The 24,317-nt window shown below is 62.0% G+C and carries 32 protein-coding genes and 1 tRNA gene; 24 read left to right on the forward strand and 9 right to left on the reverse strand.

Features of this window, described 5'->3' with window-relative positions; all coding sequences use genetic code 11:
- Nucleotides 1-11: 11 nt before the first annotated feature.
- Complete coding sequence (locus DXY33_RS06950) at nucleotides 12-896, forward strand: HEAT repeat domain-containing protein (protein ID WP_244275921.1); 885 nt, start codon at nucleotides 12-14, stop codon at nucleotides 894-896.
- 111 nt (nucleotides 897-1,007) lie between these two features.
- Here the strand turns inward: DXY33_RS06950 and DXY33_RS06955 are convergent, their stop codons facing one another.
- From DXY33_RS06955 to cpeB, 3 genes are all read right to left on the reverse strand, one after another.
- Nucleotides 1,008-1,625, reverse strand: a complete 618-nt coding sequence (locus tag DXY33_RS06955; protein WP_115132311.1) for a HEAT repeat domain-containing protein — start codon at nucleotides 1,623-1,625, stop codon at nucleotides 1,008-1,010.
- A gap of 170 nt (nucleotides 1,626-1,795) precedes the next feature.
- Complete coding sequence (gene cpeA, locus DXY33_RS06960; RefSeq protein ID WP_011932400.1) at nucleotides 1,796-2,290, reverse strand: class 1 C-phycoerythrin subunit alpha; 495 nt, start codon at nucleotides 2,288-2,290, stop codon at nucleotides 1,796-1,798.
- A gap of 56 nt (nucleotides 2,291-2,346) precedes the next feature.
- Nucleotides 2,347-2,901, reverse strand: a complete 555-nt coding sequence (gene cpeB / locus DXY33_RS06965) for a class 1 C-phycoerythrin subunit beta (protein ID WP_115132312.1) — start codon at nucleotides 2,899-2,901, stop codon at nucleotides 2,347-2,349.
- Between the two features lie 371 nt (nucleotides 2,902-3,272).
- Here cpeB and DXY33_RS06970 point away from each other — a divergent pair, with 371 nt between their 5' ends.
- The 10 genes from DXY33_RS06970 (at nucleotide 3,273) to DXY33_RS07015 (ending at nucleotide 9,351) form a co-directional block, all read left to right on the forward strand.
- Nucleotides 3,273-3,488 (forward strand): hypothetical protein, encoded by a 216-nt coding sequence (locus DXY33_RS06970; protein ID WP_114987342.1) that lies wholly within the window; start codon nucleotides 3,273-3,275, stop codon nucleotides 3,486-3,488.
- Between the two features lie 3 nt (nucleotides 3,489-3,491).
- Nucleotides 3,492-4,103, forward strand: a complete 612-nt coding sequence (locus tag DXY33_RS06975; protein WP_115132313.1) for a phycobiliprotein lyase — start codon at nucleotides 3,492-3,494, stop codon at nucleotides 4,101-4,103.
- Nucleotides 4,103-4,807 (forward strand): 15,16-dihydrobiliverdin:ferredoxin oxidoreductase, encoded by a 705-nt coding sequence (locus tag DXY33_RS06980; protein WP_115132314.1) that lies wholly within the window; start codon nucleotides 4,103-4,105, stop codon nucleotides 4,805-4,807. Before DXY33_RS06975 ends, DXY33_RS06980 begins: the two co-directional genes overlap by 1 nt.
- Nucleotides 4,804-5,619 (forward strand): phycoerythrobilin:ferredoxin oxidoreductase, encoded by an 816-nt coding sequence (locus tag DXY33_RS06985; protein ID WP_115132315.1) that lies wholly within the window; start codon nucleotides 4,804-4,806, stop codon nucleotides 5,617-5,619. The genes DXY33_RS06980 and DXY33_RS06985 overlap by 4 nt, the downstream gene beginning before the upstream one ends.
- Nucleotides 5,620-5,753: 134 nt before the next feature.
- Nucleotides 5,754-6,272 (forward strand): phycocyanin subunit beta, encoded by a 519-nt coding sequence (locus tag DXY33_RS06990; RefSeq protein ID WP_114987333.1) that lies wholly within the window; start codon nucleotides 5,754-5,756, stop codon nucleotides 6,270-6,272.
- Nucleotides 6,273-6,313: 41 nt separating this feature from the next.
- Complete coding sequence (gene cpcA, locus DXY33_RS06995; RefSeq protein ID WP_115010503.1) at nucleotides 6,314-6,802, forward strand: phycocyanin subunit alpha; 489 nt, start codon at nucleotides 6,314-6,316, stop codon at nucleotides 6,800-6,802.
- Nucleotides 6,803-6,876: 74 nt separating this feature from the next.
- On the forward strand, nucleotides 6,877-7,470 hold the full coding sequence (locus tag DXY33_RS07000; RefSeq protein ID WP_115132316.1) for a chromophore lyase CpcT/CpeT: 594 nt from the start codon (nucleotides 6,877-6,879) through the stop codon (nucleotides 7,468-7,470).
- Nucleotides 7,470-8,243: a HEAT repeat domain-containing protein gene (locus DXY33_RS07005; RefSeq protein ID WP_115132317.1), complete on the forward strand. Its 774-nt coding sequence runs from the start codon at nucleotides 7,470-7,472 to the stop codon at nucleotides 8,241-8,243. Before DXY33_RS07000 ends, DXY33_RS07005 begins: the two co-directional genes overlap by 1 nt.
- The gene (locus tag DXY33_RS07010) at nucleotides 8,243-8,875 is read left to right on the forward strand and encodes a HEAT repeat domain-containing protein (protein WP_115132318.1); all 633 of its coding nucleotides are present in this window, start codon (nucleotides 8,243-8,245) and stop codon (nucleotides 8,873-8,875) included. Before DXY33_RS07005 ends, DXY33_RS07010 begins: the two co-directional genes overlap by 1 nt.
- Nucleotides 8,872-9,351, forward strand: a complete 480-nt coding sequence (locus DXY33_RS07015; protein ID WP_115132319.1) for a low molecular weight protein-tyrosine-phosphatase — start codon at nucleotides 8,872-8,874, stop codon at nucleotides 9,349-9,351. Before DXY33_RS07010 ends, DXY33_RS07015 begins: the two co-directional genes overlap by 4 nt.
- Here DXY33_RS07015 and DXY33_RS07020 read toward each other — a convergent pair.
- Complete coding sequence (locus tag DXY33_RS07020) at nucleotides 9,335-10,852, reverse strand: bifunctional pantoate--beta-alanine ligase/(d)CMP kinase (protein WP_115132320.1); 1,518 nt, start codon at nucleotides 10,850-10,852, stop codon at nucleotides 9,335-9,337. The genes DXY33_RS07015 and DXY33_RS07020 overlap by 17 nt on opposite strands.
- Nucleotides 10,849-11,388, reverse strand: a complete 540-nt coding sequence (locus DXY33_RS07025; protein WP_115132321.1) for a septal ring lytic transglycosylase RlpA family protein — start codon at nucleotides 11,386-11,388, stop codon at nucleotides 10,849-10,851. The genes DXY33_RS07020 and DXY33_RS07025 overlap by 4 nt, the downstream gene beginning before the upstream one ends.
- On the opposite strand from DXY33_RS07025, the gene DXY33_RS12310 reads away from it, so the two are divergent.
- The 3 genes from DXY33_RS12310 to DXY33_RS07035 all read left to right on the forward strand — a co-directional run bounded on the left by DXY33_RS12310 (nucleotide 11,387) and on the right by DXY33_RS07035 (nucleotide 13,494).
- Nucleotides 11,387-11,551, forward strand: coding sequence for a hypothetical protein (locus DXY33_RS12310; protein ID WP_170950982.1), 165 nt, complete (start codon nucleotides 11,387-11,389; stop codon nucleotides 11,549-11,551). The genes DXY33_RS07025 and DXY33_RS12310 overlap by 2 nt on opposite strands.
- A 156-nt stretch (nucleotides 11,552-11,707) precedes the next feature.
- Nucleotides 11,708-12,745: a phosphoribosylformylglycinamidine cyclo-ligase gene (gene purM, locus DXY33_RS07030; protein WP_115132322.1), complete on the forward strand. Its 1,038-nt coding sequence runs from the start codon at nucleotides 11,708-11,710 to the stop codon at nucleotides 12,743-12,745.
- 116 nt (nucleotides 12,746-12,861) lie between these two features.
- On the forward strand, nucleotides 12,862-13,494 hold the full coding sequence (locus DXY33_RS07035) for a histidine phosphotransferase (RefSeq protein WP_115132323.1): 633 nt from the start codon (nucleotides 12,862-12,864) through the stop codon (nucleotides 13,492-13,494).
- 9 nt (nucleotides 13,495-13,503) lie between these two features.
- On the opposite strand, the gene DXY33_RS07040 is transcribed toward DXY33_RS07035, so the two are convergent.
- Entirely contained in the window at nucleotides 13,504-14,520 is a 1,017-nt protein-coding gene (locus DXY33_RS07040) for an aldo/keto reductase (RefSeq protein WP_170950983.1), read from the reverse strand.
- Between DXY33_RS07040 and DXY33_RS12315 the strand changes: the two genes are divergently transcribed.
- Nucleotides 14,519-14,677, forward strand: a complete 159-nt coding sequence (locus tag DXY33_RS12315; RefSeq protein WP_170950470.1) for a hypothetical protein — start codon at nucleotides 14,519-14,521, stop codon at nucleotides 14,675-14,677. The genes DXY33_RS07040 and DXY33_RS12315 overlap by 2 nt on opposite strands.
- The gene (locus DXY33_RS07050) at nucleotides 14,677-15,150 is read left to right on the forward strand and encodes a hypothetical protein (RefSeq protein WP_244275923.1); all 474 of its coding nucleotides are present in this window, start codon (nucleotides 14,677-14,679) and stop codon (nucleotides 15,148-15,150) included. The genes DXY33_RS12315 and DXY33_RS07050 overlap by 1 nt, the downstream gene beginning before the upstream one ends.
- A gap of 11 nt (nucleotides 15,151-15,161) precedes the next feature.
- Here DXY33_RS07050 and DXY33_RS07055 read toward each other — a convergent pair.
- Nucleotides 15,162-15,232 (reverse strand) — tRNA-Cys (locus DXY33_RS07055).
- A 54-nt stretch (nucleotides 15,233-15,286) separates the two neighbouring features.
- Here DXY33_RS07055 and DXY33_RS07060 point away from each other — a divergent pair.
- Nucleotides 15,287-16,507 carry a lipid-A-disaccharide synthase-related protein gene (locus tag DXY33_RS07060; protein WP_115132325.1) on the forward strand — a complete coding sequence of 407 codons (1,221 nt, stop codon included), beginning with the start codon at nucleotides 15,287-15,289 and terminating at the stop codon, nucleotides 16,505-16,507.
- Nucleotides 16,508-16,526: 19 nt separating this feature from the next.
- Complete coding sequence (locus DXY33_RS07065; protein WP_006850096.1) at nucleotides 16,527-16,784, forward strand: hypothetical protein; 258 nt, start codon at nucleotides 16,527-16,529, stop codon at nucleotides 16,782-16,784.
- 9 nt (nucleotides 16,785-16,793) lie between these two features.
- On the opposite strand, the gene DXY33_RS07070 is transcribed toward DXY33_RS07065, so the two are convergent.
- A complete protein-coding gene (locus DXY33_RS07070; RefSeq protein ID WP_115132391.1) occupies nucleotides 16,794-17,438 on the reverse strand; it encodes a ribonuclease D in 645 nt (214 codons plus the stop codon).
- A 115-nt stretch (nucleotides 17,439-17,553) separates the two neighbouring features.
- Here DXY33_RS07070 and DXY33_RS07075 point away from each other — a divergent pair, with 115 nt between their 5' ends.
- From DXY33_RS07075 to DXY33_RS07085, 3 genes are read left to right on the forward strand one after another with little or no spacing between them, the layout of a single operon-like run.
- The gene (locus DXY33_RS07075; RefSeq protein WP_115010493.1) at nucleotides 17,554-17,937 is read left to right on the forward strand and encodes a helix-turn-helix transcriptional regulator; all 384 of its coding nucleotides are present in this window, start codon (nucleotides 17,554-17,556) and stop codon (nucleotides 17,935-17,937) included.
- Between the two features lie 50 nt (nucleotides 17,938-17,987).
- The gene (locus DXY33_RS07080) at nucleotides 17,988-18,542 is read left to right on the forward strand and encodes a cofactor assembly of complex C subunit B (protein ID WP_115132326.1); all 555 of its coding nucleotides are present in this window, start codon (nucleotides 17,988-17,990) and stop codon (nucleotides 18,540-18,542) included.
- A 3-nt stretch (nucleotides 18,543-18,545) separates the two neighbouring features.
- Nucleotides 18,546-19,379: an N-acetylmuramoyl-L-alanine amidase gene (locus DXY33_RS07085; RefSeq protein ID WP_115132327.1), complete on the forward strand. Its 834-nt coding sequence runs from the start codon at nucleotides 18,546-18,548 to the stop codon at nucleotides 19,377-19,379.
- Here DXY33_RS07085 and hemF read toward each other — a convergent pair.
- Nucleotides 19,376-20,464, reverse strand: a complete 1,089-nt coding sequence (gene hemF, locus DXY33_RS07090) for an oxygen-dependent coproporphyrinogen oxidase (protein ID WP_115132328.1) — start codon at nucleotides 20,462-20,464, stop codon at nucleotides 19,376-19,378. The genes DXY33_RS07085 and hemF overlap by 4 nt on opposite strands.
- A 115-nt stretch (nucleotides 20,465-20,579) precedes the next feature.
- Here hemF and DXY33_RS07095 point away from each other — a divergent pair, with 115 nt between their 5' ends.
- The 3 genes from DXY33_RS07095 to DXY33_RS07105 are packed head-to-tail and all read left to right on the forward strand — an operon-like array spanning nucleotide 20,580 to nucleotide 24,243.
- On the forward strand, nucleotides 20,580-21,656 hold the full coding sequence (locus tag DXY33_RS07095) for an Mrp/NBP35 family ATP-binding protein (RefSeq protein WP_115132329.1): 1,077 nt from the start codon (nucleotides 20,580-20,582) through the stop codon (nucleotides 21,654-21,656).
- 2 nt (nucleotides 21,657-21,658) lie between these two features.
- Nucleotides 21,659-22,897, forward strand: a complete 1,239-nt coding sequence (gene rodA / locus DXY33_RS07100; RefSeq protein WP_115132330.1) for a rod shape-determining protein RodA — start codon at nucleotides 21,659-21,661, stop codon at nucleotides 22,895-22,897.
- Nucleotides 22,894-24,243 carry a sensor histidine kinase KdpD gene (locus DXY33_RS07105; RefSeq protein WP_115132331.1) on the forward strand — a complete coding sequence of 450 codons (1,350 nt, stop codon included), beginning with the start codon at nucleotides 22,894-22,896 and terminating at the stop codon, nucleotides 24,241-24,243. The genes rodA and DXY33_RS07105 overlap by 4 nt, the downstream gene beginning before the upstream one ends.
- Nucleotides 24,244-24,317 lie beyond the last annotated feature (74 nt).

The raw sequence follows: 24,317 nt of genomic DNA on the forward strand, positions 1-24,317 counted from the left end.
TGACCGAATCGATGTCTCCCGTAAGCAGCCCTGAAACGATTCAGCTGAGCGAAGAGGAAGCCGAGCAACTGGCTGAAGAGCTGAAGCAACAACTGCGGCAGGGTGAGCGTCTCGCTGGTGACACCCAGGCGATCGAGCGCATGGTGGCCGGCCTGGGAGACCGGCGTGGACTGCTGCGCCTCACCTTTGCCGAAAGCCTCGGCACCGTTGGCGGTGCTGCCGTTCCAGCCCTTTGCACCGCGATGTGCGACCACGAGAACGTGACGGTGCGCCGCGCGGCCGCCAAGACGCTGACGTTGATTTCCGATCAACGCGCCCTTCCATTCCTGCTGAAGGCCCTGCTTAACGATGCCGATCCGGTCGTCCAGGGATCGGCCGTTGGCGCCATGGCAGCGATTGGCCCCGCTGCCGTTGACGGATTGCTCGACATCCTGGTGGACACCGGCAGCACGCCCATGCAGACGGGCCTGGCCAGCTGGGGCCTGGCTTTTGTGGGCGCACGGGCCCCGGAGGCCTTGCGCAAAGCTGCCCAATCCCCCCATGCCCAGATCCGCACGGCAGCCATCGCCGCCCTCGGAGATCAAATCCAGAACCTTGGTGATGAGGATGCGCGTCAACTGCTCACCAATGCCCTGAAAGATCCGGATGAAGACGTGCGCGCTGAAGCGACAACCCTGATGGGCAAGCTCAACGAAAGCGAATGGGCCACCCCACTGCTGCTGCCGAACCTGAGGGACGAAGCGGCACTGGTTCGCAAAAATGCTGCGTTATCGCTAATGAAACTGGAGGATCCTTCCGTGATCAGCCAACTCGAGGAGTGCATGGAGACGGAAAGCGACCCGTCAGTCGCTGTGGTGCTGAAACTTGCTGTGAATCAGCTCAGCCGCGACGATTGAACACAAGCGCTTGCGTCGTTCACGTAATGTCACATCCGTGGTGTTCGCGTCGAGCACTGCATGCGCAACTACGGGACGAAGGCTGAGGGGCCTTTGTCCCGTATTTTTTGCCTAGCGGCTGCTCTCCAGCCGGCCGAGGGAAGCTTCCACCATCTGCCGGCACAGCGGATCGGTGGAGGGATCAGCCAGCACCTCTCTGAGACAGGCTTCTGCACTGGGATCAGGAATTTCAGCCAACGCCATGGCAGCTGACTGCACATGGGCGATGTTGTCTCCCTTACAGATCTGAATCAGCAACGGAAGCGCTTGAACACCCACCTGGCCAAGGGCCATCACCGCCGACTGCGACACCACGGGGGAGTCGTCCGACAGTGCCTTCTCCAGCACAGCCATCGCGGCAGGGGAGAAGGTCTGATCCGGGTAGTTGGATGCAATCTGGGCGTAGGCCTTCACGCAGCTGGCGCGCACCGTGCCGTCCGTGCTGACTTCAAACAGCTCCGCCAGGGGTTGCAGTGCTGTGGCACCAAAGGCTCCAAGCCCGCGCACAGCAGCGCGACGCAAGGAGACATCGGGTTGATCCAATAGCGAGATCAGGCGTGGCATCGACTCGTTTGGCCAATGGTCAACCATCGCCAAATAGGCCTGGGTCTGCAGATGGGGGTTGGGATGGGCCAGATCCGCAAACAACGCATCCAGATCCGGACGTTCAACCTGCGACTGCGAAGTCATCAGAACTTAAAAACTGCAAAGCCCCCTGAACATCAGGGTTCTTTGCAGCCTAAGTGGAGCACTGCTGCCAATGAACATCATTCAAGTTGAACGACATTCGTCGACATGAGCATAAAAAAGGAGGCCTTTCGGCCTCCTGATTCCTATGAATGAGTGACGCGAAACAGGACTCAGGAAAGAGCGTTGATCACGTAGTCCAGGTAGGACTTGAACTCGTTCAGAGCCTGGGGGCTCATATCGCGAGGAGCGCAAGCGCGATCGCGGGTGTAGGTGAGAGCTTCGACGTAAGGGCCGGTGGGCAGACCCAGGGTGCGGTACACCTCACGAGCGCCGGCGATGCCCCACTCGTCCAGAGGGCCGGTGCCGCCGACAACCAGGCAGTAGTTGATCAGGCGCAGGTAGTGGCCCAGATCGCGGTAGCACTTGTCCACCTTGGTCTGGTTCTCACCAGCCTCACCGGGCTGCTTGAGGTAGGGGTACTTGTTGAAGCAGGCATCGCCGGCTTCCTTGGTCACAGCGTCGAGGCCAGCAGCCAGCTTTTCAGCGGCTTCGAGGCGAGCGGCGGCGCGTTGGATGTTGCCCTGGACGGCCTCGAGGTCGTTCTGGGAGGGGAAGCGACCTGCTGCGTCAGCAGCGGTCACAACGGTGGTGACGACGGATTTCATCGTGGAGATCCTTTAGATGGAGGTTGGTGTTGAGGAAATGGGAAAACCCGATTGACTCAGGCGACGGCGCTGATCACGCGATCGAAGTAAGAGGCAGCCTCAGCAACAAGAGCGGAGCAATCGCCTTGGATGGTCTCCATCTTGCGGAACTTGGTGCCGCCGTTAGCCGGGGTGTTGGTCTCGCCGATGTGGGCGGTGGCGGAGGCCTTCATGATGGCCACAGCGCGGGCAGCGGACTGGGTTGGAACGCCCAGAGCGATGTAAGTCTCCTTGAGGCCGTTCAGGCAGCGGTCATCCAGCACGGATGCATCGCCAGCCAGCAGGGCGTAGGAGATGTAACGAAGAACGATTTCACCGTCACGCAGGCAAGCAGCCATGCGGCGGTTGGGGTAGCAGTTACCACCTGCCTGGATCAGGCCGGTGTTCTCGCAGATCATGCCGGTGACTGCATCGGACACGATGCAGGAGGCATTAGAGGTGATGGCGTTGACAGCGTCCAGACGCTTGTTGCCTTCAGCAACGTACTGACGGAGGGCGGCGATATCGCCAGCACCCACAGCAGAAGTTTTGGCGTCAGCGCTGACGACGGAACGGGAGAATGCGTCGAGCATTGGAAAGCCAGACAAGGGGGAGGGAATGCTTCTCGACTACCAGGTGAGAAACGACGGCACTTTCCTCAAAAAGAGAATCGAGCTGAACGTTTCAGGCTTGGCCTGCGAAGCGCCCTAAAAAAGTAACTGGGTCAACGGGCCACCCCTGCGAAAGGGGGCTGTTCACGCAACGGTTCGTCACTTAGCCGACAAATATTGCGAGTTGATGCAGAACTCCCCAGCGGCGATAGGGCCATCTGGCGAGGAATCAGAGGGCTTTTCCGGCTTGCATTCAGGTTTTTCGACCCACATCTATTAATTAGTGGGTCACCGTAGAGGCATCACCAGCAGATTCCTGATGCGGCTTACCCTCGTGCCACCGCAGAGCACCGATGGCCGAACCCACGCTGCAAGAACTGAACGATTCGATTGCCGAACTCGAGGCGTATCGCAACCGCCTGCGCGAGGACGTGATCGCCATGGGGAAAAAGCTGAAGCTGCCGCAGAAGCGAATCGACGCGACTGTTGCTGAGCATGCGGAACTGCAACGCCTGGAAGAGGTGCTGGAGCAACTGCTCAAGCAGCAAGAGATCATGACCAACGCCTGAGCGATGACGTCATTTGTGCCGCCAATGACCATGGCGGACTTCCTCCAGGCCAGCCGCGGCACCTGGTTGAACCGCCGCTCGATTCATCACCTCGACCATCAGGACGATGAAGCGGCTGATTCCAATCTGGTGATCGAGCCATTCGATGCCTCCGACCCCGTTGTGCAGCGGGTCTGCGACGCACTGCAGGTGGCGACAGACCGCGCCGCCGGTGGAGGCCGCTTCTGGTGGGAAAGCAACCTCAAAAAGGCGGTTCGAAACGACGACTACGCCGCCGTCATCGTCGATGTGCCTGAACAGGACAACCCCCGTAAGGGCTTTTTGCTTCGAGACGTGGGTTACGTCGAGAAGAAATCGGTGGTGAGCACTTACACCTTCGCCGAGGACGGCGTTCTCACCATCACAACCCGATACGACACGAACGTGGGAACAGAGCGTTGCTGGTTCGTGACCGATCAGGTGCGCATGCGCGTGAGTTCCGTGCAGTGCCTGGATGGGGTGTCGATGACGACGTACTGCACTGAACTGCGCTGCCCCAGCGACGACGACATCAAGGCCATGGCCGACAAGGCCCGCCAGGTCGCTGACTCACCCATGCTGGAGACAACACACTGATGTTCGATTCCTTCCTCAACCAACTGCATCAGGGCATTCAGGACCGGGGCGGCCAACCCGCTTCTGTACCCGAGGGATTGCAACACTGCCAATCCAGCAAAAGTGGCGGCAAGATCGAAAGCTGGCTCTGGAGTGTTCCAGGCTTCCGCCGTTGGCGCGTTACCCGGCTCGATGCCGGCGACAGCCTGCAGGTTCTCAATTCAGTGGCCTATCCCGAGCACGGTCTGGACCACCCGCTCATGGGGGTGGACCTGCTCTGGTTCGGCGCCCGGCAGAAATTGGTGGCCGTTCTCGACTTTCAACCGCTGATTCAGGACAAGGAGTACCTGGAGCGCCACTTCACAGGCCTCAGGGCGCTGCACGAGCAGTTCCCCCAGCTGAATGGTGAGGAGACCATGCGCTCCTTCGATCCCAACCAATACTTCTCTCCTTGGTTGCTGTTCTGCCGCGGCGGTGCTGACGAAGCGGAGGGATCGCTTCCTCAAGCTTTCGATGCTTTCCTCTCGGCCTACTGGTCGATGCATGACCAGGCCAAGGGGCAATCAGCACTGGCGGCATCCGAGGTGGAACGCCTCCAGAACGCCTACGACGTTTACAGCGCAGAACGCGATCCCGCCCACGGCTTGTTCACCAGCCATTTCGGCAAGGACTGGTCCGACCGATTCCTGCACGAATTCCTCTTCCCCGCCAGTCAGCCCGCATGAGCCTCCCCCTCCGCACGTCGAGTCTTGAACCCGTCCAGATCCCTGGATGGCGCTGGCAGCCTTTTCTCGACACCGCCGTCGCCGCTCTGGCCCCTCTGCAGCCGAAGCCTTATCCGGTGGCAGAACGATTCCTGCAGAAAGAGGGGAGCACGGGATCCAAGGCGAAACCCGTCCCCGTCAGCACGGCCACCTGGGCCTGCTCAACCGAAAAGCTGCGCCAGGTGCGCTGTGCCTGTGTTGAAGCCGGTGCCGCTGCATCGGTACTCAATTTCGTGATCAACCCCAGCAGCCGTTTTGATCTTCCGTTCTTCGGTGCCGATCTGGTGACGCTGCCCAACGGGCACTTGCTTGCTCTTGACCTGCAGCCTGTCGACAAGACAGATCCCGATCACACGGGACCGGTCTGGCAGCGACTGATGCCCCTGTTCGAGCGCTGGCGCGCCGAACTGCCCGACGGGGGACCCATCCCTGACGAGGCACAGCCCTATTTCTCACCTGCCTTTCTCTGGACCCGGATCCCGCTGGGGGAAGAAGGTGATGCGCTGATTGACCGCGTGATCCGTCCGGCCTTTGCGGACTACCTCCAGCTCTACCTGGCGTTGGTGGAGGAGGCACAGGCCGTAAATGATGAGCGTGCGGCACTCCTGCTTTCGGGCCAGAAGCGCTACACGGCCTATCGCGCCGAGAAAGATCCAGCCCGCGGCATGTTGACGCGCTTCTACGGCAGCGAATGGACGGAGTCGTACATCCACGGCGTGCTGTTTGACCTCGAAGAAGCCGCCGCCACTTCCTTGTCGCCGCAAGGGAGTTAAGCATTATGAACAGCTTTCGGGAGGCTCCCGAGCAGTTGGTCAGAATCGCGGACGTCGGGATCGAGGCAATAGCCTTTCGCCATCCCTCCAAGTCTGAAATTCCCTTCCAGACGTAGTTCACAGGAACAACAACCATGTTCGACGCCTTCACCAAGGTTGTCGCCCAGGCCGACGCCCGGGGACAATTCATCAGCACCAGCGAGATCGACGCCCTCGCTGCCATGGTTTCCGACAGCAACAAGCGTCTGGATGCCGTTAACCGCATCTCCAGCAACGCTTCCACCATCGTTGCCTCCGCTGCCCGCCAGCTGTTCGCTCAGCAGCCTGCTCTGATCGCCCCCGGCGGCAACGCTTACACCTCCCGCCGCATGGCTGCTTGCCTGCGCGACATGGAGATCATCCTTCGCTACGTCACCTATTCCGCTTTCACCGGCGACGCTTCCGTGATGGAGGACCGCTGCCTGAACGGCCTGCGTGAGACCTACCTGGCCCTCGGCACCCCCGGTGCTTCTGTTGCCGCAGGCGTGAACCTGATGAAGGACGCCGCTCTGGCCATCGTCAACGACAAAGCTGGCATCGCCGCTGGTGACTGCGCCTCCCTGAGCAGCGAAATCGGCACCTACTTCGACCGCGCCGCCGCCTCCGTCGCCTGATCGGCGCCTGGATTCGACGTCTTTCATTCCCATAACGATCAATGAAAACTCCCCTCACCGAAGCTGTTGCAGCAGCTGATTCCCAGGGCCGCTTCCTGAGCAACACCGAAGTTCAGGCTGCCTCCGGTCGCTTCAACCGTGCCAAGGCCAGCCTCGAGGCTGCCAAGGCTCTCACCAGCAAGGCTGATTCCCTGGTGAACGGCGCTGCCCAGGCCGTGTACACCAAGTTCCCCTACACCACCCAGATGGAGGGGTCCAACTACTCCGCCACTGCGGAAGGCAAGGCCAAGTGCTCCCGTGACGTGGGCTACTACCTGCGCATGATCACCTACTGCCTCGTGGCAGGTGGCACCGGCCCCATGGACGACTACCTGATCGCTGGTCTAGACGAGATCAACCGCACCTTCGAGCTCTCCCCGTCCTGGTACGTGGAAGCTCTGAAGCACATCAAGGCCAACCACGGCCTCAGCGGCGACGCTGCTACCGAAGCCAACAGCTACATCGATTACGCCATCAACGCCCTGATCTGATCAGCTGACGTTGCATTCCAAGCCCCCCTCGGGGGGCTTTTTTTATTGTTCTTTTTCGGCCCCATCAGAGCGCTGTGATCACCCCCAACGTTCGGCGTTTTCTCAACCTGCTCTGCGGCGAATACAGCAATCAGCAGCAAGCCTTCGACAACCCACCCCTGTATGCCCACATCTTTCTGAGGTATCGCCCGCTCATACAGCTCCATCCAGGGTCGATCCTGCTCGAACAGACCTATGCCGTTGATCCCAAGCATCCCTATCGGTTGCGCATGATCCGCGCTGAAGAGCAGACCTCCGGCGCCATCAAGCTCTGGAATCACATCTTCCGCGATCCGGAACGCTTCGCCGGAGCCACGTTTGATCCGCAACTGCGTCTTGCCATTCAGGACAGCGACCTGATCAGCCTGGATCAGTGCCACTACCAAGTGCTCGAACAGCCAGACGGCTACCACGGCGCCATGGAACCAGGCTGCAAATGCATCGTGCAACGGAATGGCAGGGATACCGTTCTGGTGAGCAGCTTTCATTTGAAGGGAGACTCCCTTGCGACCCTCGATCGCGGTCATGACCCGGAAACGAATGAGCGTTGCTGGGGCTCAGTGGCAGGACCGTTCCGGTTCAAACGAACTGAAAGCTGGACAGCCGACATGGCATCGGCCTGGGTGTGATGGAACCGCTGAGTGAAACGCAGGTGATCCAAAACCTCCGTCAGACGGAGGACCCTTCTGCGCAGTACTACGCCGCCTGGTGGCTCGGAAAAATGCGCAGCCAGCATCCCGATGCCATCCCTCTTCTGCTCAGGGCTCTTGAAGCACTGGATGCCACGCCGATTGATCCAGAACAGCGCGGTGTCGCTCTCAACGCGATCCGTGCTCTCGGTTTGCTCAGGGATACGAGAGCAGAACAACCTCTTCTGGCGCTGCTGCACTCCAACGATTACACCGTCCGGGAGGAGGTGGTCCGCACGCTTGGTGCCATGGGCAGCTGCGGGGCTGTTGAGGGCATCCGCGCCTTGCTGGCCAGTGGATTGGAGGGAGCAGGAGCTGAGCAACCCTCATCCCCCTTGCTCAACGAACCCTGTGAAGCGCTGCTGGAAGCCCTGGGTGACATCGGTGATGGCAGCAGTAGCAATCTCGCCGTGATTCAGCCGTTCACGGAGCACCCTCGGCCCTTGATCCGTTCAGCGGCCTGCCGAGCCTTGCTGCAGCTGACCGGTCGTGATCAATGGGGGATGGAACTGAAAAATCTGCTGAACCACCCAGAACCCCTGGTGCGCCGTGGCGCGCTGCTCGACCTCGGCGCCACTGGCTGGCTCGCCGCCGTGCCCTCGATCCGCTCGGCTGCGGTGGAACCCAGCCTCAAGTTGGTTGCACTCCGAGAGGTGGCGGAACGCAACGTCGACCCCGATGACGTTCTCGACGCAATGGACAGACTGCTCTGATGACCACAACAGCATTGGACCAGGCGCTTCAGACGCTCGAGCGGGCCACCAGTACTCCTGAGCTGGTCAAAGCAACGCAAGCCCTTTGTGCACTGAACGACCTTGAGGCCGCCAAACCGCTCGTGAAGGTGCTGGGGTTCAACAATCCAGCGGTGGCAGCCGTGGCAACACAGGGGCTGATTCAACTGGGACGGGACACCATTCCCATCCTTCTGGTGAGCCTGGATGCCCGCAATTACGGCGCACGGGCATGGGTGGTGAAGGTGATTGCCGCCCTGCGGGATCCACGGGGTCTTGACCTCCTGGAGCATGCCCTTCAGGCCGACATCGCTCCGAGCGTGCGGCGCTCCGCAACCCGTGGCCTGGCGGACTTGGAGTTCAGTGAAGACGCAGCGCACGATCAGCTTGTGCGCTGTTTCGAGGGACTGCTCAAAGCTGTGCGAGACGACGAGTGGGTGGTGCGTTATGCAGCGGCCTACGGACTCGAGCAACGCTTGAACAGCGCAGCTGTGTCAGCGCACCTCGCCGAACAGGGCCTGGCCGCACTGAACCAGCTCGCATCCGATGCGGAAGGTGTCAGGGTGGTGCAGCTGCGGGCTCTGAAAGCCCTCCAACGCCTCAACGCCGGATGACCCAGAAACTGTTGTTCGTCTGCCTCGGCAACATCTGCCGCTCACCGGCAGCCGAAGGCGTCTTCCTGCATCTGCTTGAAGAGCGTGGCCTCAGTGATCAGTTCGTGGTGGATTCCGCCGGAACGGGCGGATGGCATGTGGGCAACCCGGCAGACCGACGCATGCAGGCTGCCGCCAACCGCCGCGGCATCAACCTCCCCAGCCGAGCAAGGCAGATCAGCCTCGACGATTTCTCGAGTTTCGATCTGGTGCTGACCATGGACGACGACAATCTCGCAGCCGTCCAGGGACTGGCTCGCGAAGCCGGGCCCCAAGCAACGGCCAGAATCAAGCCCATGCTCAGCTACGCCGGCCGGTTCTCTGAAACGGAAGTACCGGATCCCTATTACGGGGGCGAGTCGGGCTTCGAGCATGTGCTCGACCTGCTCGAGGATGCCTGCGCCAACCTGCTCGACGAGCTCAGCCCGCCGGCGTAGGCCAGGCTTCTTCAGCCACCCGAGACCGGAACTGCCCCACCAGGGCATCGATCACAGCCTCGATGCTCATGCCATCGGTCACGAGCTCAACGGCATCGTCCGCCTGCACCAGAGGAGCCTCCTCACGGGTGCTGTCGAGGTGATCCCGTTCGGCGATCTGTGCTTCAAGCTCAGATCGCTCAGGCACCGGGAAGCCCCGCTGGTCCAGATCCAGAGCTCGGCGCCGGGCCCGTTCGCCCACCGTGGCCGTAAGGAACACCTTCAGATCCGCATCCGGGAAAACAGCGGTGCCGATGTCGCGGCCTTCTGCCACCAAACCACCCTTGGCACCCATCGCTTTCTGTTGAGCGGTCAGCGCTTGCCTGACGCAACGGTGGGCGGCCACGGCCGAAACCGACGCGGTGACCTCCGGCGAGCGAATCGCGTCACTCACGTCCTGCCCATTCACCAACACCTGCTGGCCACCACCGGGCAGCGACCGCAGCTGAAGATCGAGGTCGTTCAACAGCGGTGCAATCGACGCCGCATCCTGCGGGTCCACACCGTTCTGTTGCACCAACCAGGTCACCGACCGATACATCGCACCGGTGTCGAGGTAAACCAGCCCCATCCGCTCAGCAAAGGCCCGAGTCACGGTGCTTTTGCCAGCACCGGCAGGGCCATCGATGGCAACAAGAGGCTGGCGGGTCATCAGGAAGACGTGATCAATCAAACGGGTCGTCCCGCAACGCACCGCCGCGGCCAACAGTGAGATGGCCGTTTCAGCGCCACAGGGCTGAAGGGTGCGGGGATCGACCCTCTCTACATACTCCACTTCAAGTCCTGCTTCAGCGAGGCTCTGACGCACCGAAGTCTCAGGATCACTGGGATCGGCACGACGCAGTGCCGCCGGCAGAGCAGCGGCTCGAGCCCGATCAACAGAAGAGAGGTATTGGTTACGGGAACTCAACGCCAAACCATCGGATTCACGAACGGTGGGAACGCCCTGCACCGCCACGCCCAGATCAAGATCGGCCACGAGCCGGCGCAGAATCACCAGCTGCTGCCAGTCCTTCTCACCCAGCCAAAGGCAGGACGGCTCCACCAGCTGCAGCAGTCGGGCAACGACCGTGACCACACCATCAAAGTGACCGGGACGGGAGGCTCCACAAAGATGGGTCTGCAGGCCTACCGGTGCTGAACGCGACACCGCCGACTGAGGTCCACCGGGATAGACCGTGTCGACCGCCGGAGCCCAAAGGGCATGGGCGCCACAACGTTCGGCTAAATCGCGATCCGCTTCGAGGGTTCGCGGGTAGCGATCAAAGTCTTCAGCTGGCCCGAATTGGAGTGGGTTAACGAACACACTCACCAGCACAGGACCCCGTGCTGCAGCGAGGCGGATCAGCTCACCGTGACCCTGGTGCAACCCCCCCATGGTGGGCACGAATTGCAGAGGTCCACCGAGGTTGGCCCGGAAGCGTTCCAGCTCGGCCTGGGTGGAGAGAACGACGCAGCTCAGCGCAGCACCTCAAGCTTGACCTGGGCAATTCCAGAGGCTGTCAGTCCCAGTTCAGAGGCGGCGCCGTGGCCCAGGTCGATCACCCGGTGATCAATGAAAGGTCCGCGATCGTTGATGCGGATCACGGCGGTGCGCCCGTTCCAGAGGTTGGTGACGCGCACTTTTGTTCCAAAGGGAAGCGTGCGGTGGGCCGCCGTCATCGTGCCGCGCTTGTAAATCTCACCGTTGGCCGTGAGGTTGCCGTAAAAACCGGGGCCGTACCAACTGGCCTCACCAGTGATGACCTTCACCACTTCTGGAACGACCTTCAGCTTCGGCTTGGGGAGTTCAGGGGAAGGAGGTGCAAGAACCGGTTTGACCTCTGCCGGAGGAAGCGTTGCCTGCAGCCCAGGGGTCTGGGGCTCGACCACAAGATTCAGAGGGTCAAGGGGCTCTGCACCGTTGAGCGAAAGGAAATCGCTGGCCACGACAGGCAGGAGGGCCGCACTGCCTGAGATCGCTCCGGAGAGCGTGGCCAACGTCAGGAGGACTCGCATGCAGAAGGGCGTGGCCAAGGTCTGGGAACTGAGCGCGCAGTTCTCGGCCGTTGGCGGGCTTCACAAAAAAGATTGCTGCGAACTTAAAAAGGGTGCTCTTGGAAAGAAACTGGGCGCCATCACCGCGATCGGCACAGCCACCCAGGCCCGCCTCTTTCGCTAAACCGCGTGCCGACTGGCCGATCAACACCGAAACGCAAGCCCCCGGGCATAAGCCGAGAGAGAACAATCAATAAGCACAACCAATCAGCTGCTGTGCCGACAAGCCAATCAGCACAGGTTCCGTGGCATTGCAGGATCAATGCATCGGATTCGTTCCATGGATTACAAGAGTGCTGGAGTTGACGTTGAGGCCGGGCGCGCGTTCGTGCAACGCATCAAGGCGTCTGTGGAAGCCACCCACCGACCGGAGGTCATCGGCGGCCTTGGCGGTTTTGGCGGGCTGATGCGACTTCCAGCCGGATTGCGCAAGCCCCTTCTGGTCTCAGGCACCGATGGTGTCGGAACCAAACTTGAGCTGGCCCAGGAGCATGGCTGCCATCACGGCGTGGGCATCGACCTGGTGGCGATGTGCGTCAACGACGTGATCACCTCAGGAGCCGCGCCGCTCTTCTTCCTGGATTACATGGCCACCGGGGCCTTAGCGCCATCGGCAATGGCCGAGGTCGTTGAAGGAATCGCCGATGGCTGCAGGCAGAGCGGCTGCGCCCTACTCGGCGGCGAAACGGCAGAGATGCCGGGGTTTTACCCGAGGGGGCGCTACGACCTCGCCGGCTTTTGTGTGGCCGTCGTTGAAGAAGACGAGCTCATTGACGGCCAGCGCATCCAACCTGGCGACAGCGTGATCGGTGTGGCCAGCAGCGGCGTGCACAGCAACGGCTTCAGCCTGGTGCGCAAGGTGCTGGAGAAGGCCAACGCCAATGCGAACACCTTGTATGGCGACGACCAGCGCCCTCTCATCGACGACCTGCTGGTGCCGACAACCCTGTATGCCGACCTGGTGCAGCACCTGCTGCAGAGCGGATGCGAGCTCCACGGCATGGCCCATATCACCGGCGGAGGACTCCCGGAAAACCTGCCGCGCTGCCTGCCGGATGGCTGCTCTGCGCGCATCGATGCCTCCAGCTGGACAAGACCACCCCTGTTCCGATGGCTGCAGGAGGCCGGAGACATTCCCGAAAGAGACCTTTGGCACACGTTCAACCTGGGCATCGGTTTCTGCCTGGTGGTGCCGGCTGGGAGCGAAACCGCTGTGATCCAGAATTGCCGCGGCAAGAACCATCGGGCTTGGGTGATTGGCAACGTGACTTCAAACAGCCCAGGCAGCGCCGCTGTTTTGGACGGTGTTCCCTCCTGATTACGTCAGTTTCAGACAGGTTTAAAGCAGTCGACCACGCCCTAGAAGGGATCGAATAGGCTGCCCTGAAGCACATCGGAACCTTTTCCGATAGCGGCGTCAATACATTTTTTTCAATGCCTTTTGATAAGCCCCAGCGCATTACGCGCCGTCGATCGTCTGCAGGTCCTGTTCCTCCGAGGCGTCCTTTGCCTTCAGGCCAGGACAGGCAACAGGGCTACAGGCAGGGGCCACGACCAACTTTTCTCACGCTCCGGGATCACGGCAAGGTGTTCGTGGCCGACATGCCCCACCTTTCGGATGGGCAACTGGCTCACATCGGCAAGGAAGCCCAGGAGGTTTTGGAAAGCCTCGAACGGCGGATTCAAGACATGGAGCAGGAGCTTAGTCATGGTCCTCAGGAGCGCGACACCCTGATCAAGGCGTCCACCAAGCGCGATGTCACACGCAGGTTCATCCGGGCAATTCAGGACGAGCAGGAACATCGCCAGAACAACCCCGCTCTGAGGAGCGCTGCTGGCGAATCGCTTCCGCGCACCTTTCTGGAGGTCGCCCGGCATCGACTGCCTGGGGCAACCTTTGATTCCTTGTTGCAGGAAGCCCTCGCCGCCTGTGCCCAGCAACAGGACACTGCCCCAGCCCCCACTCGCCTGGAACCCTCGCAAGAAAAAGTCGTTCCGATTCGCAATGACGGCGACAGCCTCCCGGTGGTGGTGAGTCCAGCCCCTGAATCCGCCTCGGAGGCCTGAGCACAACACTCAGCGGCTCTGGAAGGGATTGGCGGGCATCCGCTCGCTGCAATGCAGCCGGGCCGCATCCAACCGCTGAAACTCCTGCGGTGACAATGACCACTGCAGCGCAGCGGCGACATCCCTGGCCTGCTCTGGAGTTCGCAGCCCCGGGATCGGCGTTGTGCCAAGAGCTCTGCACCAGTTCAAAGCGACTTGAACCATCGATGCCCCGCGATCGATCGCGATGGCCTGCATCGCACTGCGCAACTCAAGACTTGCCGGAAGCAGGCGCTGGAACAGGCGTTGTCTCAACCAGGTGACAGGACGCCTCTCCTCAGACCCGGGAGCACAACCAAGCACGCCGAAAGCCAGAGGGCTGTAGGCCAACACCTCCACGCCAAGCTCCCTGCTGACGGCAATCAACTCGCGCAGCTGATCATCCGCAGGTGCCAAGAGCGAGCACTGCACCTGAACGCTGCGTAGGGAAACGCCCCGCTCCAACAGACGGCGATGGATCAACAGCAGGCGTTGGGGGCCCAGGTTGGACAGGCCCAACTCCTCAACCCGGCCAGACAGAACAAGATCAGCCAAGCCATCAAGAAGGCCTGTCTCCTGCCAGGGCGCGTAGCGCGCTGTGCTCCAGTGCAGCTGCACCCGCCGAAGCTGCCCCTTAAGCCTCGTTCGACTGGCCTCAAAGGCGGCATCAAAGCCCCGACGCCCCCATCGCCAGGGGAATGGGGCCAACTTCGTGGCCACCGTCAACTGGGATCGACGCAGGGATGGCAACTCGGCCATGAAGTCGCCAAGCAACGCTTCACTGCGTCCACTCAGGCTCCCCGTTCCATAGGAATCCGCCGTGTCGATCAAGTTGAGCCCAGAGCTGAGGGCCTGACGAAACGTGGCACGAAGTCGAGCGTCGTCCCGCTGGGCGTCATATCCCCAAACCGCCTTGTTGCCCCAGGCCCAGGTGCCGAAACCGATGCCGTTCAACGGGGCGATGCTGCTGCCAGCCATGATCGCCACCAGCCCGTCCCGTTGCGTCATGACCGCATCCCCCGCGCAGGAACCTGCGCGATCGACCGATCAAGCCGTGGAGGGATCGACTGCGGACGCGGAACGCATCCTGTGCAACCACTGCCGCAGAACCGCCAGCAATGGCATTCGCTGCCTGGGCATGTGCGTTGCCGACAGCGATTACTGATGGTTCATCTCTGGATGGCGCCACTGCTGATTGCCGTGCCAGCAACGGTCAATCCAGCCCAGGCTTTTGGCCGTCTGGAGCACCGGCCTGCGCATTGCCGCATCGTCGTCGGTGGGCGTTCTTTGGCCTGCGAGCGCCTGCAGATCAGCGCGAACGGAAGCCGTGGCCTGCGGCTTCGATTCATCGGAGACGATCAAACAACGGGCGGCAGCTACCAGTTGAGCTTCGTCAGCCTGGATGGAGATCAAGGCAGTCCGCTCAGCTGCGACAACTCAAGCTGCAGCGTGGATTCACGCCGCTGGAGCGCAACCCTGCTCAGCACGTCATGGGTTCGCTTTGATGCCAGAGGCCTACCCAAAGGCCTACCTGCAACCCGCATGGCCCAGGGGCGTTGCTGGATTGATGCGGACACCGTGAGCTGCGAGAGTCACTCACGCAACGTTGCCGGCATGAGCGCGGAGGCTCAACTGTGATGAGGATTGAAAGGCGGCACCCAGATTCGAACTGGGGATAAAGGATTTGCAATCCTCTGCCTTACCACTTGGCCATGCCGCCGCCCGGGAACAGCTGTCCCCATCAGGGGATCGTATCAGCCGTGCCCCAGGCTCTCTGCTGTTTCTCTGCAACGGCCACGGCGAAGACCTGATCACCCTGCGAATCATCCAGGCCGTGCATCGGCGCGCACCGCGACGCCCCCTGACGGTGCTTCCTCTGGTGGGTGCCGGCCGAGTGTTTGATGCTGCTGTTCAGCAAGGATGGTTGAGGCGCCTAGGGCCAAAGGCGGCCCTGCCCAGTGGTGGCTTCAGCAACCAAAGCCTGAGCGGTCTGCTGGCAGACGTCAGGGCTGGACTTCCCAGCCTGAGCTGGAGTCAATGGCAGTTGGTACGCCGCTTGGGACATGAGCGCAAACCCATCGTTGCCGTGGGTGATTTGCTGCCACTGCTGATGGCCTGGAGCAGTGGCGCCCCCTTCGGCTTCATCGGCACTCCCAAAAGCGACTACACCTGGCTCAGCGGTCCCGGACGGGCCAAAAGCGACTGCTACCACCGGCTCAAAGGCAGTGAGTGGGATCCCTGGGAATGGCGCCTGATGCGCTCGCGCCGTTGTCAACTGGTGGCCATGCGTGATCGGCTCACCGCACGAGGCTTGCAACGCAAGGGCGTGAACGCCCTTGCGCCGGGCAATCCGATGATGGATGGCCTTCAGGTCCAACCGCTGCCATCGGCCCTGGACCGCTGCCGCCGCGTGCTCCTGCTCTGCGGAAGTCGCATGCCGGAGGCCCAGCGAAACCTGCAGCGGTTGGTTCGCAGTGCCATGGCGCTGCCCGGCCGTGTGCCGATGGCACTGCTCGTGGCCGTGGGCGCCCAACCCGATGCAGAGGCCCTGAGCAACAGCTTTGAACAACTGGGGTTTCGACGCAGCCTTCCGCCTTCAGACCAACTGGGTGCCGAAGCCTGCTGGGTGAAAGGAGCCTGCCTGGTGCTGATCGGGCGAGGTTGCTTTGACCAATGGGCTGGCTGGGCAGAAGCCGGCATCGCCACTGCCGGAACGGCGACGGAACAACTGGTGGGGCTGGGCATTCCGGCCCTGTCCCTACCGGGACCAGGACCGCAGTTCAAAACGGGCTTCGCTCGCCGTCAGAGCCGCCTGCTGGGGGGGGCGGTTCGTCCCTGCCCTGATGAATCCGAGCTCACGAGACGGCTCGAATTCCTCCTGCACGACCCGGCACTCCGCTCCCACCTGGGACGAATCGGCACGCAGCGGATGGGGCCGGCAGGGGGAAGCGATCAGCTGGCACGCCTGATCCTGGATCGCTTCAACGGATACTGAAGATCTTCGGTTGGTTGCGATGGCCGCGATTCAAGACCCCACCCTCGTCAAACTTTGTGCCCAGTTGGCGAGTCGACTGAGCATCAGCCTCGCCAGTGCCCGGCGCCAGGTGGAACAAGCCGCGGCCCGAGAAGGACATCGCGATGTGGAGGGACGGCGAGCCATGGCTGAATCCATGCTGGCCGCCCTCGACAAGGACAACGGTGACCACGCCCGTCAGCTGGACGCGTTGCTCGAGAACAGCGAAGGCGACGGCAATTTCATGCTGGAAGACTGAGCCCCAACCTCAGTGCTCAAAGATCTGGTGAAAGCGGAGCCGATCCAGCTCGGCTACCACCGGAACGCACTGGAAGCAGCGTTGCGCCAGATCCCAGCGCCCTTCCCGCCGCAACATCTGCTCCAGGCGCTCACGGGCTGGCAGCAGATAGCGCACATCGTTGGCGGCGTAGGCCAGCTGGGTATCGGTAAGTTCGTCCACCCGACCCCAGTCACTGCTCTGGGCGCCCTTGTCCAGCTCAACGCCGACCAATTCCATCACCAGATCTTTGAGGCCATGGCGGGGGGTGTACGTGCGGCCGAGCCGACTTCCGACCTTGGTGCAGAACACGGGGTTCACGTCGATCCCCAAACCGGCGGCAAGCGCAGCCACATCAAAACGGGCGAAGTGAAACACCTTCTCCACCGTGGGCGCCTCAAACAGGCGCTTGAGATTCGGCGCCTCGGTCTGGCCCAGGCCAATGCGGACGCAGGCCACACGGTCTTCGGCGTCGGCGATCTGAACCAGGCAAAGCCGATCACGCCCATGGATCAGCCCCATCGCTTCGGTATCAACGGCAAGCCCCGGGGACCGCAGATAGCGCTCCGTCCAAGCTGCATCGAGGTCGCGATCAAAGACGGCGAATTCCGCTGGGGATGACGACTTCTCAGCCATGACTTCAGGAAGGGATAGGGCCAGTGTGGCCAATCACCTCCACAGCAAGTCTCAAGACTCTTCTATTGAATCTCGAAATGAGATCGCTTTTGATTGGTGAAGTCGTCCCGCGCCTGTGTTCTCTCGCAGAAAGCCTTCGCGCACCTGTCTGGCAGACATCGAGCAGTACTTCCATCAGCCGCCGCCGCAGTTCCTCGATCTCGAGCTGGCTGTCTGCTGGATCCTCGAGTGCTTGCTCAAAGACGACAACTACCCCTCCGGACTACTGCAAAAACTGATCCGGGAGGAGCCGCAACTGCGGCTTTCTGAAACCGTGCTGCAACAGGCCCTCGAGTTCCTTGAGCAACAGGGCTCAATCAGCAGTTACACCCAACGCTGCCCGAGCCGCGGACGGCCACGGCGCATGCTGCACCTTGAATCTGATGCACGCGGCGAAGCCGAGCGACTGATGCAGCCCTGGCGCAGCTGGCTGGACTCCCACCGGTTCGCGTTGAACTAAGCGATTCAGCCGGCGCAAGGCTTAAAAAGGTTGAACACCACCGGGATGCCATGCCTGCAGGATTTCAATCCACTCTCCTGCTGACTGTTCTGCTGGCGATTGGTCTGGTCTTCTTTCTGCGTGCAGCCAGCAAAGACCGAACCACAGTGGTGGACGTGATGTCCCCCCAACCCCCCATCACCGTGCTTAACGGGCTCAGCACTTGGCTGGAAGAACGCGGCTGGAGCCGGGATGGCGGCGATGCTGACCGCCAGGTGCTCCGCTTCAAGGGGAAAGTGGCCTCCAGCCAACCCCTTGCGGTGCTGCTGTCACTGCTGGCGGCCATTGGCTCCGCCTGCTTCGGCCTGGTCCTGCGTCAGCTGGCACCCCAACTGCACTGGTGGCCTCTGCTGCTGATCGGCCTCGGCCCTCTGGCGGGAGCTGTTTACACGCGGCGGGCCGCTCGCACAGAAGCCCTGGAACTGCAACTCCTTCCTGCTCCCGAGGGAGACGGCAGCGCCATTCGTCTGCGGGCTCATCGGGACGAATTAATCGCCATCGAACTGGAACTGGCTGAGACCCTGCAACTCGCCAGTGACGGATCCCTGCTCTCCTCCCCCATCTGAACCATGCGTCTGCCGGCCTGGATGCGACGGCGTCGCTTTGCCTCAGGACTTGCCATCGCAGGCCTGTCACTGGCAACCCTGGCGATGACCAAGGCTGCGGAACAGCACAACTGGCTTGGCACAGCCGAGCCCAGCAAAAAACCAGCACCGAAACAGCCAGCCCCCTGTCCTGAGCCCGCCACGCCAGATCCCTTGCTCGGCCCACGCACAAAGAAACCCGGGAGCTGGGTTGGCAGAAGCCCTGTGCAGAGCAACCTGCCAATCGTCGTCATGGCAGGACATGCCGACTCCCAGGGCACCGCCAGTCCAGGAACCCCTGGATATGCCGTGGATCAGCAGAAGCGAGCACCGCTGCAACCGGGCATTCGCGATGAGCTGTTCTGGAACCGCGAAGTTCAGGCCGCTGTGGTGAGCCAAGGCCAGGCCCGTGGCTTAAACATCCGCGCCTACACCCCGCCGTCAATCAGCATCGCGAACGATGACGACCCCAGCACCAATTGGTCGAAGGCCAAGGTCTTTTCGGAGCGTGGTGAATACGTTCTGGAGATCCATTTCGATGCCTACCGGCCCCAAGGCTTCGGCTCCGGCTTGATTCCGGTGCTCCCAAATGTGCGTGAACTGAATGTCGTCGATGAAAGCCTGGCCCAGGCATTTGGGCGCTACCCACGCCTGTTCCGCGGAGGCCTTGGCGGTCCGCAGCGCGGGATCGGAATTCTTGAAATCGCCATGCTGGAGCCCCCTCTCGAGACGAAACTGAGGGATCCACGCTCAAGGGAGCACACGGTGAATTGCCTGGCCGAGCGCGTGGTGAACGCGCTCGTTGAAGGCGTCAGTTAGTTGATCGCTCCATGGGGGCGGCAGCGCTCATCCAGCGAGGCATCACCGAGCCAGTCCTGCGGCTTGGTGAACAGTTCGGTAAGCAGGGCTTCCCTTGATCCGGCCTCGGCGGTGTAGCCGTACTCCCAACGCACCAGCGGAGGCAGAGACATCAAGATCGACTCCGTGCGTCCATTGGTCTGCAGGCCGAAGATCGTGCCGCGGTCCCAGACCAGGTTGAACTCCACATAACGGCCCCGGCGATAGAGCTGAAAGTCCCTTTCGCGATCGCCATAGGCCATCGGGTGGCGCTTCTCAACGATGGGGGCATAGGCGGGCAGGAAGGCTCTGCCATTGGCCTGCCCCAAGGAGAACAGCTGCTCCCAGCTCAACGGCCGAGCTCCCAAACGGGCTGACACCTGAGCCGCAGGCCCTGAGGGATCCTGACCCTTGTAGAGAGTGCCGTTGGCGTCTTGGTAGTCGTAAAAGATGCCGCCAACGCCGCGGGTTTCACCACGGTGCTTCAAATAGAAATATTCATCGCACCAGGGCTTGAACACCTTGTGCAGATCCGGGTGAACCGAATCACAGGCCGCCTGATGGGTGCGATGGAAATGACGGGCGTCGTCCAGGAAGGGGTAGTAGGGCGTGAGGTCGGCACCGCCGCCGAACCACCACACCGGGCCAGCCTCGAAGTAGCGGTAATTGAGGTGAACCGTCGGGATGTAGGGGTTGCGCGGATGAAGAACCATCGAGGTTCCCGTGGCAAACCAGGGATGCCCCTTCGCCTCAGGACGCTGCTTGAGGATCGACGGGGGCAGTTCTTCGCCTTGAACCTCGGAGAAATTCACGCCGCCCTGTTCAAAGACGCGGCCCTCGCGCATCACCCGGGAGCGCCCCCCACCCCCTTCAGGCCTGACCCAACTCTCTTCAACGAAGCGACCTTCACCGTCGAGGGCTTCCAGGCCCGCACAGATTTCGTCCTGCAGGCCCATCACCATCGCCCGGGCCCGCTCTCTGGAATCGCTGGGGGGCAGCTCAAGGGAAGCGTTGCTGACACCCACGTCCTGGCGTCCGAGGACGCGGCGAATCAGGGAGCGGACCATGTGTCAGAGACTGAAGACATCGAAACCTAACCAGGTCACCCCAGGCCTGGACAAGCATCCGTCAGGGACTGTCACGGGCGGCGCCCCTAGGATCCGGCTTGCCTTGATGAAACGGATGACCCCGGTCGAGCAGGCCAACCAAGCCCTCCAGCAAGTCAAAGATGCCGGCAGTGGCAAAACGGCCCTGGAGCTCGGCTGGATCGAACAGATCCGCATCACCCCGCCACGGGCTGTGTTTCGCCTCAGCCTTCCAGGCTTCGCCCAAAGCCAGCGAGACCGCATCGTGGCCGAAGCACGGGGAGTTCTGATGGCGCTCGATGGCATTGACGACGTGCAGATCGAGATCGGCCAACCGCCAAGTCAAGGGGGCATTGGCCAGGCTGGCCATGGTCAGCCGGCGGAACGCCAGTCGATCCCCGGCGTCCGCCAGGTGATTGCCGTGAGCAGCGGCAAGGGCGGCGTCGGCAAGAGCACCGTCGCGGTCAATCTGGCCTGCGCCCTCGCCCAGACCGGCCTGCGGGTCGGACTTCTGGACGCCGATATTTACGGGCCGAACGCCCCCACCATGCTGGGCGTCGCTGACCAAACACCTGAGGTGCAGGGCAGCGGCGATCAGCAGCGGATTGTGCCAATCGAGACCTGCAGCATCGCCATGGTGTCGATGGGTCTGCTGATCGACGATCACCAGCCTGTGATCTGGCGCGGCCCAATGCTCAACGGCATCATTCGGCAGTTCCTGTATCAGGCCGAATGGGGTGAGCGGGACGTTCTCATCGTTGATCTGCCGCCGGGCACCGGTGATGCACAGCTCTCTCTGGCCCAGGCAGTGCCGATGGCGGGCGTTGTGATCGTGACCACCCCACAACAGGTGTCGCTGCAGGATGCGCGACGGGGGCTCGCCATGTTCCGGCAGATGGGCATTCCCGTTCTGGGCGTGGTGGAGAACATGAGCGCCTTCATCCCTCCGGACCGTCCCGACTGCCGCTACGCCCTCTTCGGCAGTGGCGGCGGCGCCCAACTGGCCGCCGACTACGACGTTCCCCTGCTGGCTCAGATCCCCATGGAAATGCCCGTGCAGGAAGGCGGTGACACGGGACGACCGATCGTGATCAACCGCAGCGACTCCGCCAGCGCCGCTGAGTTCAAGGGTCTCGCTGAAGCGGTGCTCAAGGCCGTCACCCAGCCCGTCTGACGATGTTCAGCCGACGTGACCGCCGCAGATCGCACCGGGAGTGGGTGCTCTGGGGCGTTCCGCTCGGAATGATCGCCATCGCCGGGGGGCTGATCGCCAGCACCCAACGCCAGGCGGACTATGCCGACTGGTATCACCACTGGATCACCGCGGCCTTCGGAGTGCTGCTGGCGCTGGGACTGGAACGGCTGCCGCTGCAGCGTCTCCGGCCTCTTTTGGTTCCCGTCTACGCCCTCACCGTGATCAGCCTGGTGGCGGTGCGCGTGATTGGAACCACAGCGCTGGGTGCCCAACGCTGGATCAGCATTGGCGGGGTTCATGTTCAGCCATCGGAGTTCGCCAAGATCGCGGCGATCCTGCTCGTGGCAGCAGTCTTGTCGCGACACCCGGTAGAACGACCGGTTGATCTGATGCGCCCGCTCGGGGTGATTGCAGTGCCTTGGCTGTTGGTGTTCATCCAGCCTGATCTCGGCACATCGCTTGTGTTCGGCGCCCTGATGCTCACGATGCTCTATTGGTCGGGGATGCCGATCGAGTGGGTGATTCTGTTGTTGTCACCGCTGGTCACGGCCCTGCTCTCAGGCCTTCTCCCCTGGGCCATGGCCCTCTGGATCCCTCTGATGGGAGTTCTCGCGTACCGCTCCCTGCCCTGGAAACGTCTGGCAGCCGCAGCAACCCTGGCCATCCACGGCGCCATGGCTGCTGTGACGCCATGGCTCTGGATGCATGGTTTGAAGGACTATCAACGGGACCGTTTGGTGCTGTTCCTCGACCCCAGTCAGGATCCATTGGGCGGGGGCTATCACCTGCTCCAGAGCACCGTTGGCATCGGTTCAGGCGGCGTCTTGGGCACTGGCCTTCTTCAAGGACAACTGACCAAGCTTCGTTTCATCCCTGAACAACACACCGATTTCATCTTCAGCGCTCTGGGTGAGGAAACCGGCTTTATTGGCTGCCTTCTGGTGGTTCTTGGCTTTGCCGCGTTGATGGCTCGGTTGCTCCAGGTCGCGCGCAATGCCCGCACCGACTTCGAATCACTCGTGGTGATCGGGATCGGCACGATGCTGATGTTCCAGGTGGTGGTAAACATCTTCATGACCATCGGCCTGGGCCCCGTCACAGGAATCCCCCTGCCCTTCCTCAGTTATGGGCGCTCAGCCATGGTGGTGAACTTCATCGCGCTCGGCCTCTGCCTGTCGGTGGTCCGGCAAAGCCGTCGCTCCTTGGCGCACCTCCGTTGACCGGCCCCTCCTTCACCGACTTGCGGCAACGGCTGGCACAGGACGTGCCCCTAGGCCGCTGCGATGAGATTGGTGTGCGGCGGCTTTGGTGGGCGGCCCTGGAGACCCTTCAACAGGATCTGCTCGAGCGCGGCCTGGAACGCGGCATCTGGCTCGCTGCCCCCCTGCCGGCTCTCTACGAACCGGAACTACTGAAACATCTGCAGGGATGGGTGTGGGCTCCAGATCAACTGGATCAACTGAGTCCGCATCCAACGGCACTGCCGGGACGGTCCAGCAGCGATGAGCCCAGTTCCCTGCGGGGATTCCAACGCTTGTCCCTGAGCCCCGACGACGGGGATGACCCACTGCTGCTGGTGATCACACCCGAGGTCCAAGTGGCCCTTGCCCTGCATGGGCCGCCCCAGAAGCGTCAGCTGCTGATGCGATGCGACCCAGCAACGCTCAGTGATGTGTTGGTGCAGCTGGGGGGGCGGCTGGAGCACCAGTCACCAGCGCAGGCCGAGCAGCTGCGCAAAGCGCTCGAATCGATCGGATCCCTGCAGAGCAATGCAGCCTGGTCAGAACAGTTCTGGCCACGGCTCACGGAGCGGCTCACCGGCACAGCCCCCGGGCTGATGCTGCAACCCATCCAGGCTGAGCGCCCACCGGAAGCGCCCAGCCATGGAGATTTGAATTTGCTGGAAGCGATCACCCATGAGGTGCGAACCCCGCTGGCCACGATCCGAACACTGATCCGCTCTCTGCTGCGGCGGAAGGATCTGGCTGATGTCGTTGTGAATCGCTTGCGGCAGATCGATGTGGAATGCAGCGAGCAGATCGATCGATTTGGCCTAATCTTCCACGCCGCCGAACTGCAACGGGAACCCAACGAGGCCAATCTGGCCCGCACGGATTTGCAGGCCATGCTGAGCGCCCTTGCACCCAGCTGGACGGAGCAACTAACTCGCCGTGGGATCGCGCTGGAGCTGGATCTCAGCGCTGACCTGCCGGCGATCCTCAGTGACTCCCGTCGACTGGAACCGATGCTGGGGGGTCTGATCGACCGCAGCACCAGGGGGCTCCCCTCCGGCTGTCAGCTCACGCTTCACCTCCAGGCAGCCGGTCCACGGGTGAAGCTTCAGCTGCATGTGGAGCATTCCGACAGGAGCCAGGCCACGGAGGCCGGCCCGTCTCCCCAACGCGAGGACGTGGGCACCGTCCTGAGCTGGGATCCCAGCACCGGGAGCCTGCAGTTAAGCCAGGATGCGACCCGCCAGATGATGGCCAGCCTGGGAGGCCGCTATCAGCCCAGGCGCGACCGCGACATCACCGTTTTTTTCCCGGTGCATACGCCCGCAGAGTGATGGGTTTGTTGACGGGTGTGAAGCTTGCTGTCGGAGCTCAAAACAGGCCCCAATGACGGTGCTACTTTCCAGCC

Origin of the sequence: Synechococcus sp. N26 (genome assembly GCF_900473975.1) — a bacterium.
In the GTDB taxonomy this organism is placed as follows: domain Bacteria; phylum Cyanobacteriota; class Cyanobacteriia; order PCC-6307; family Cyanobiaceae; genus Parasynechococcus.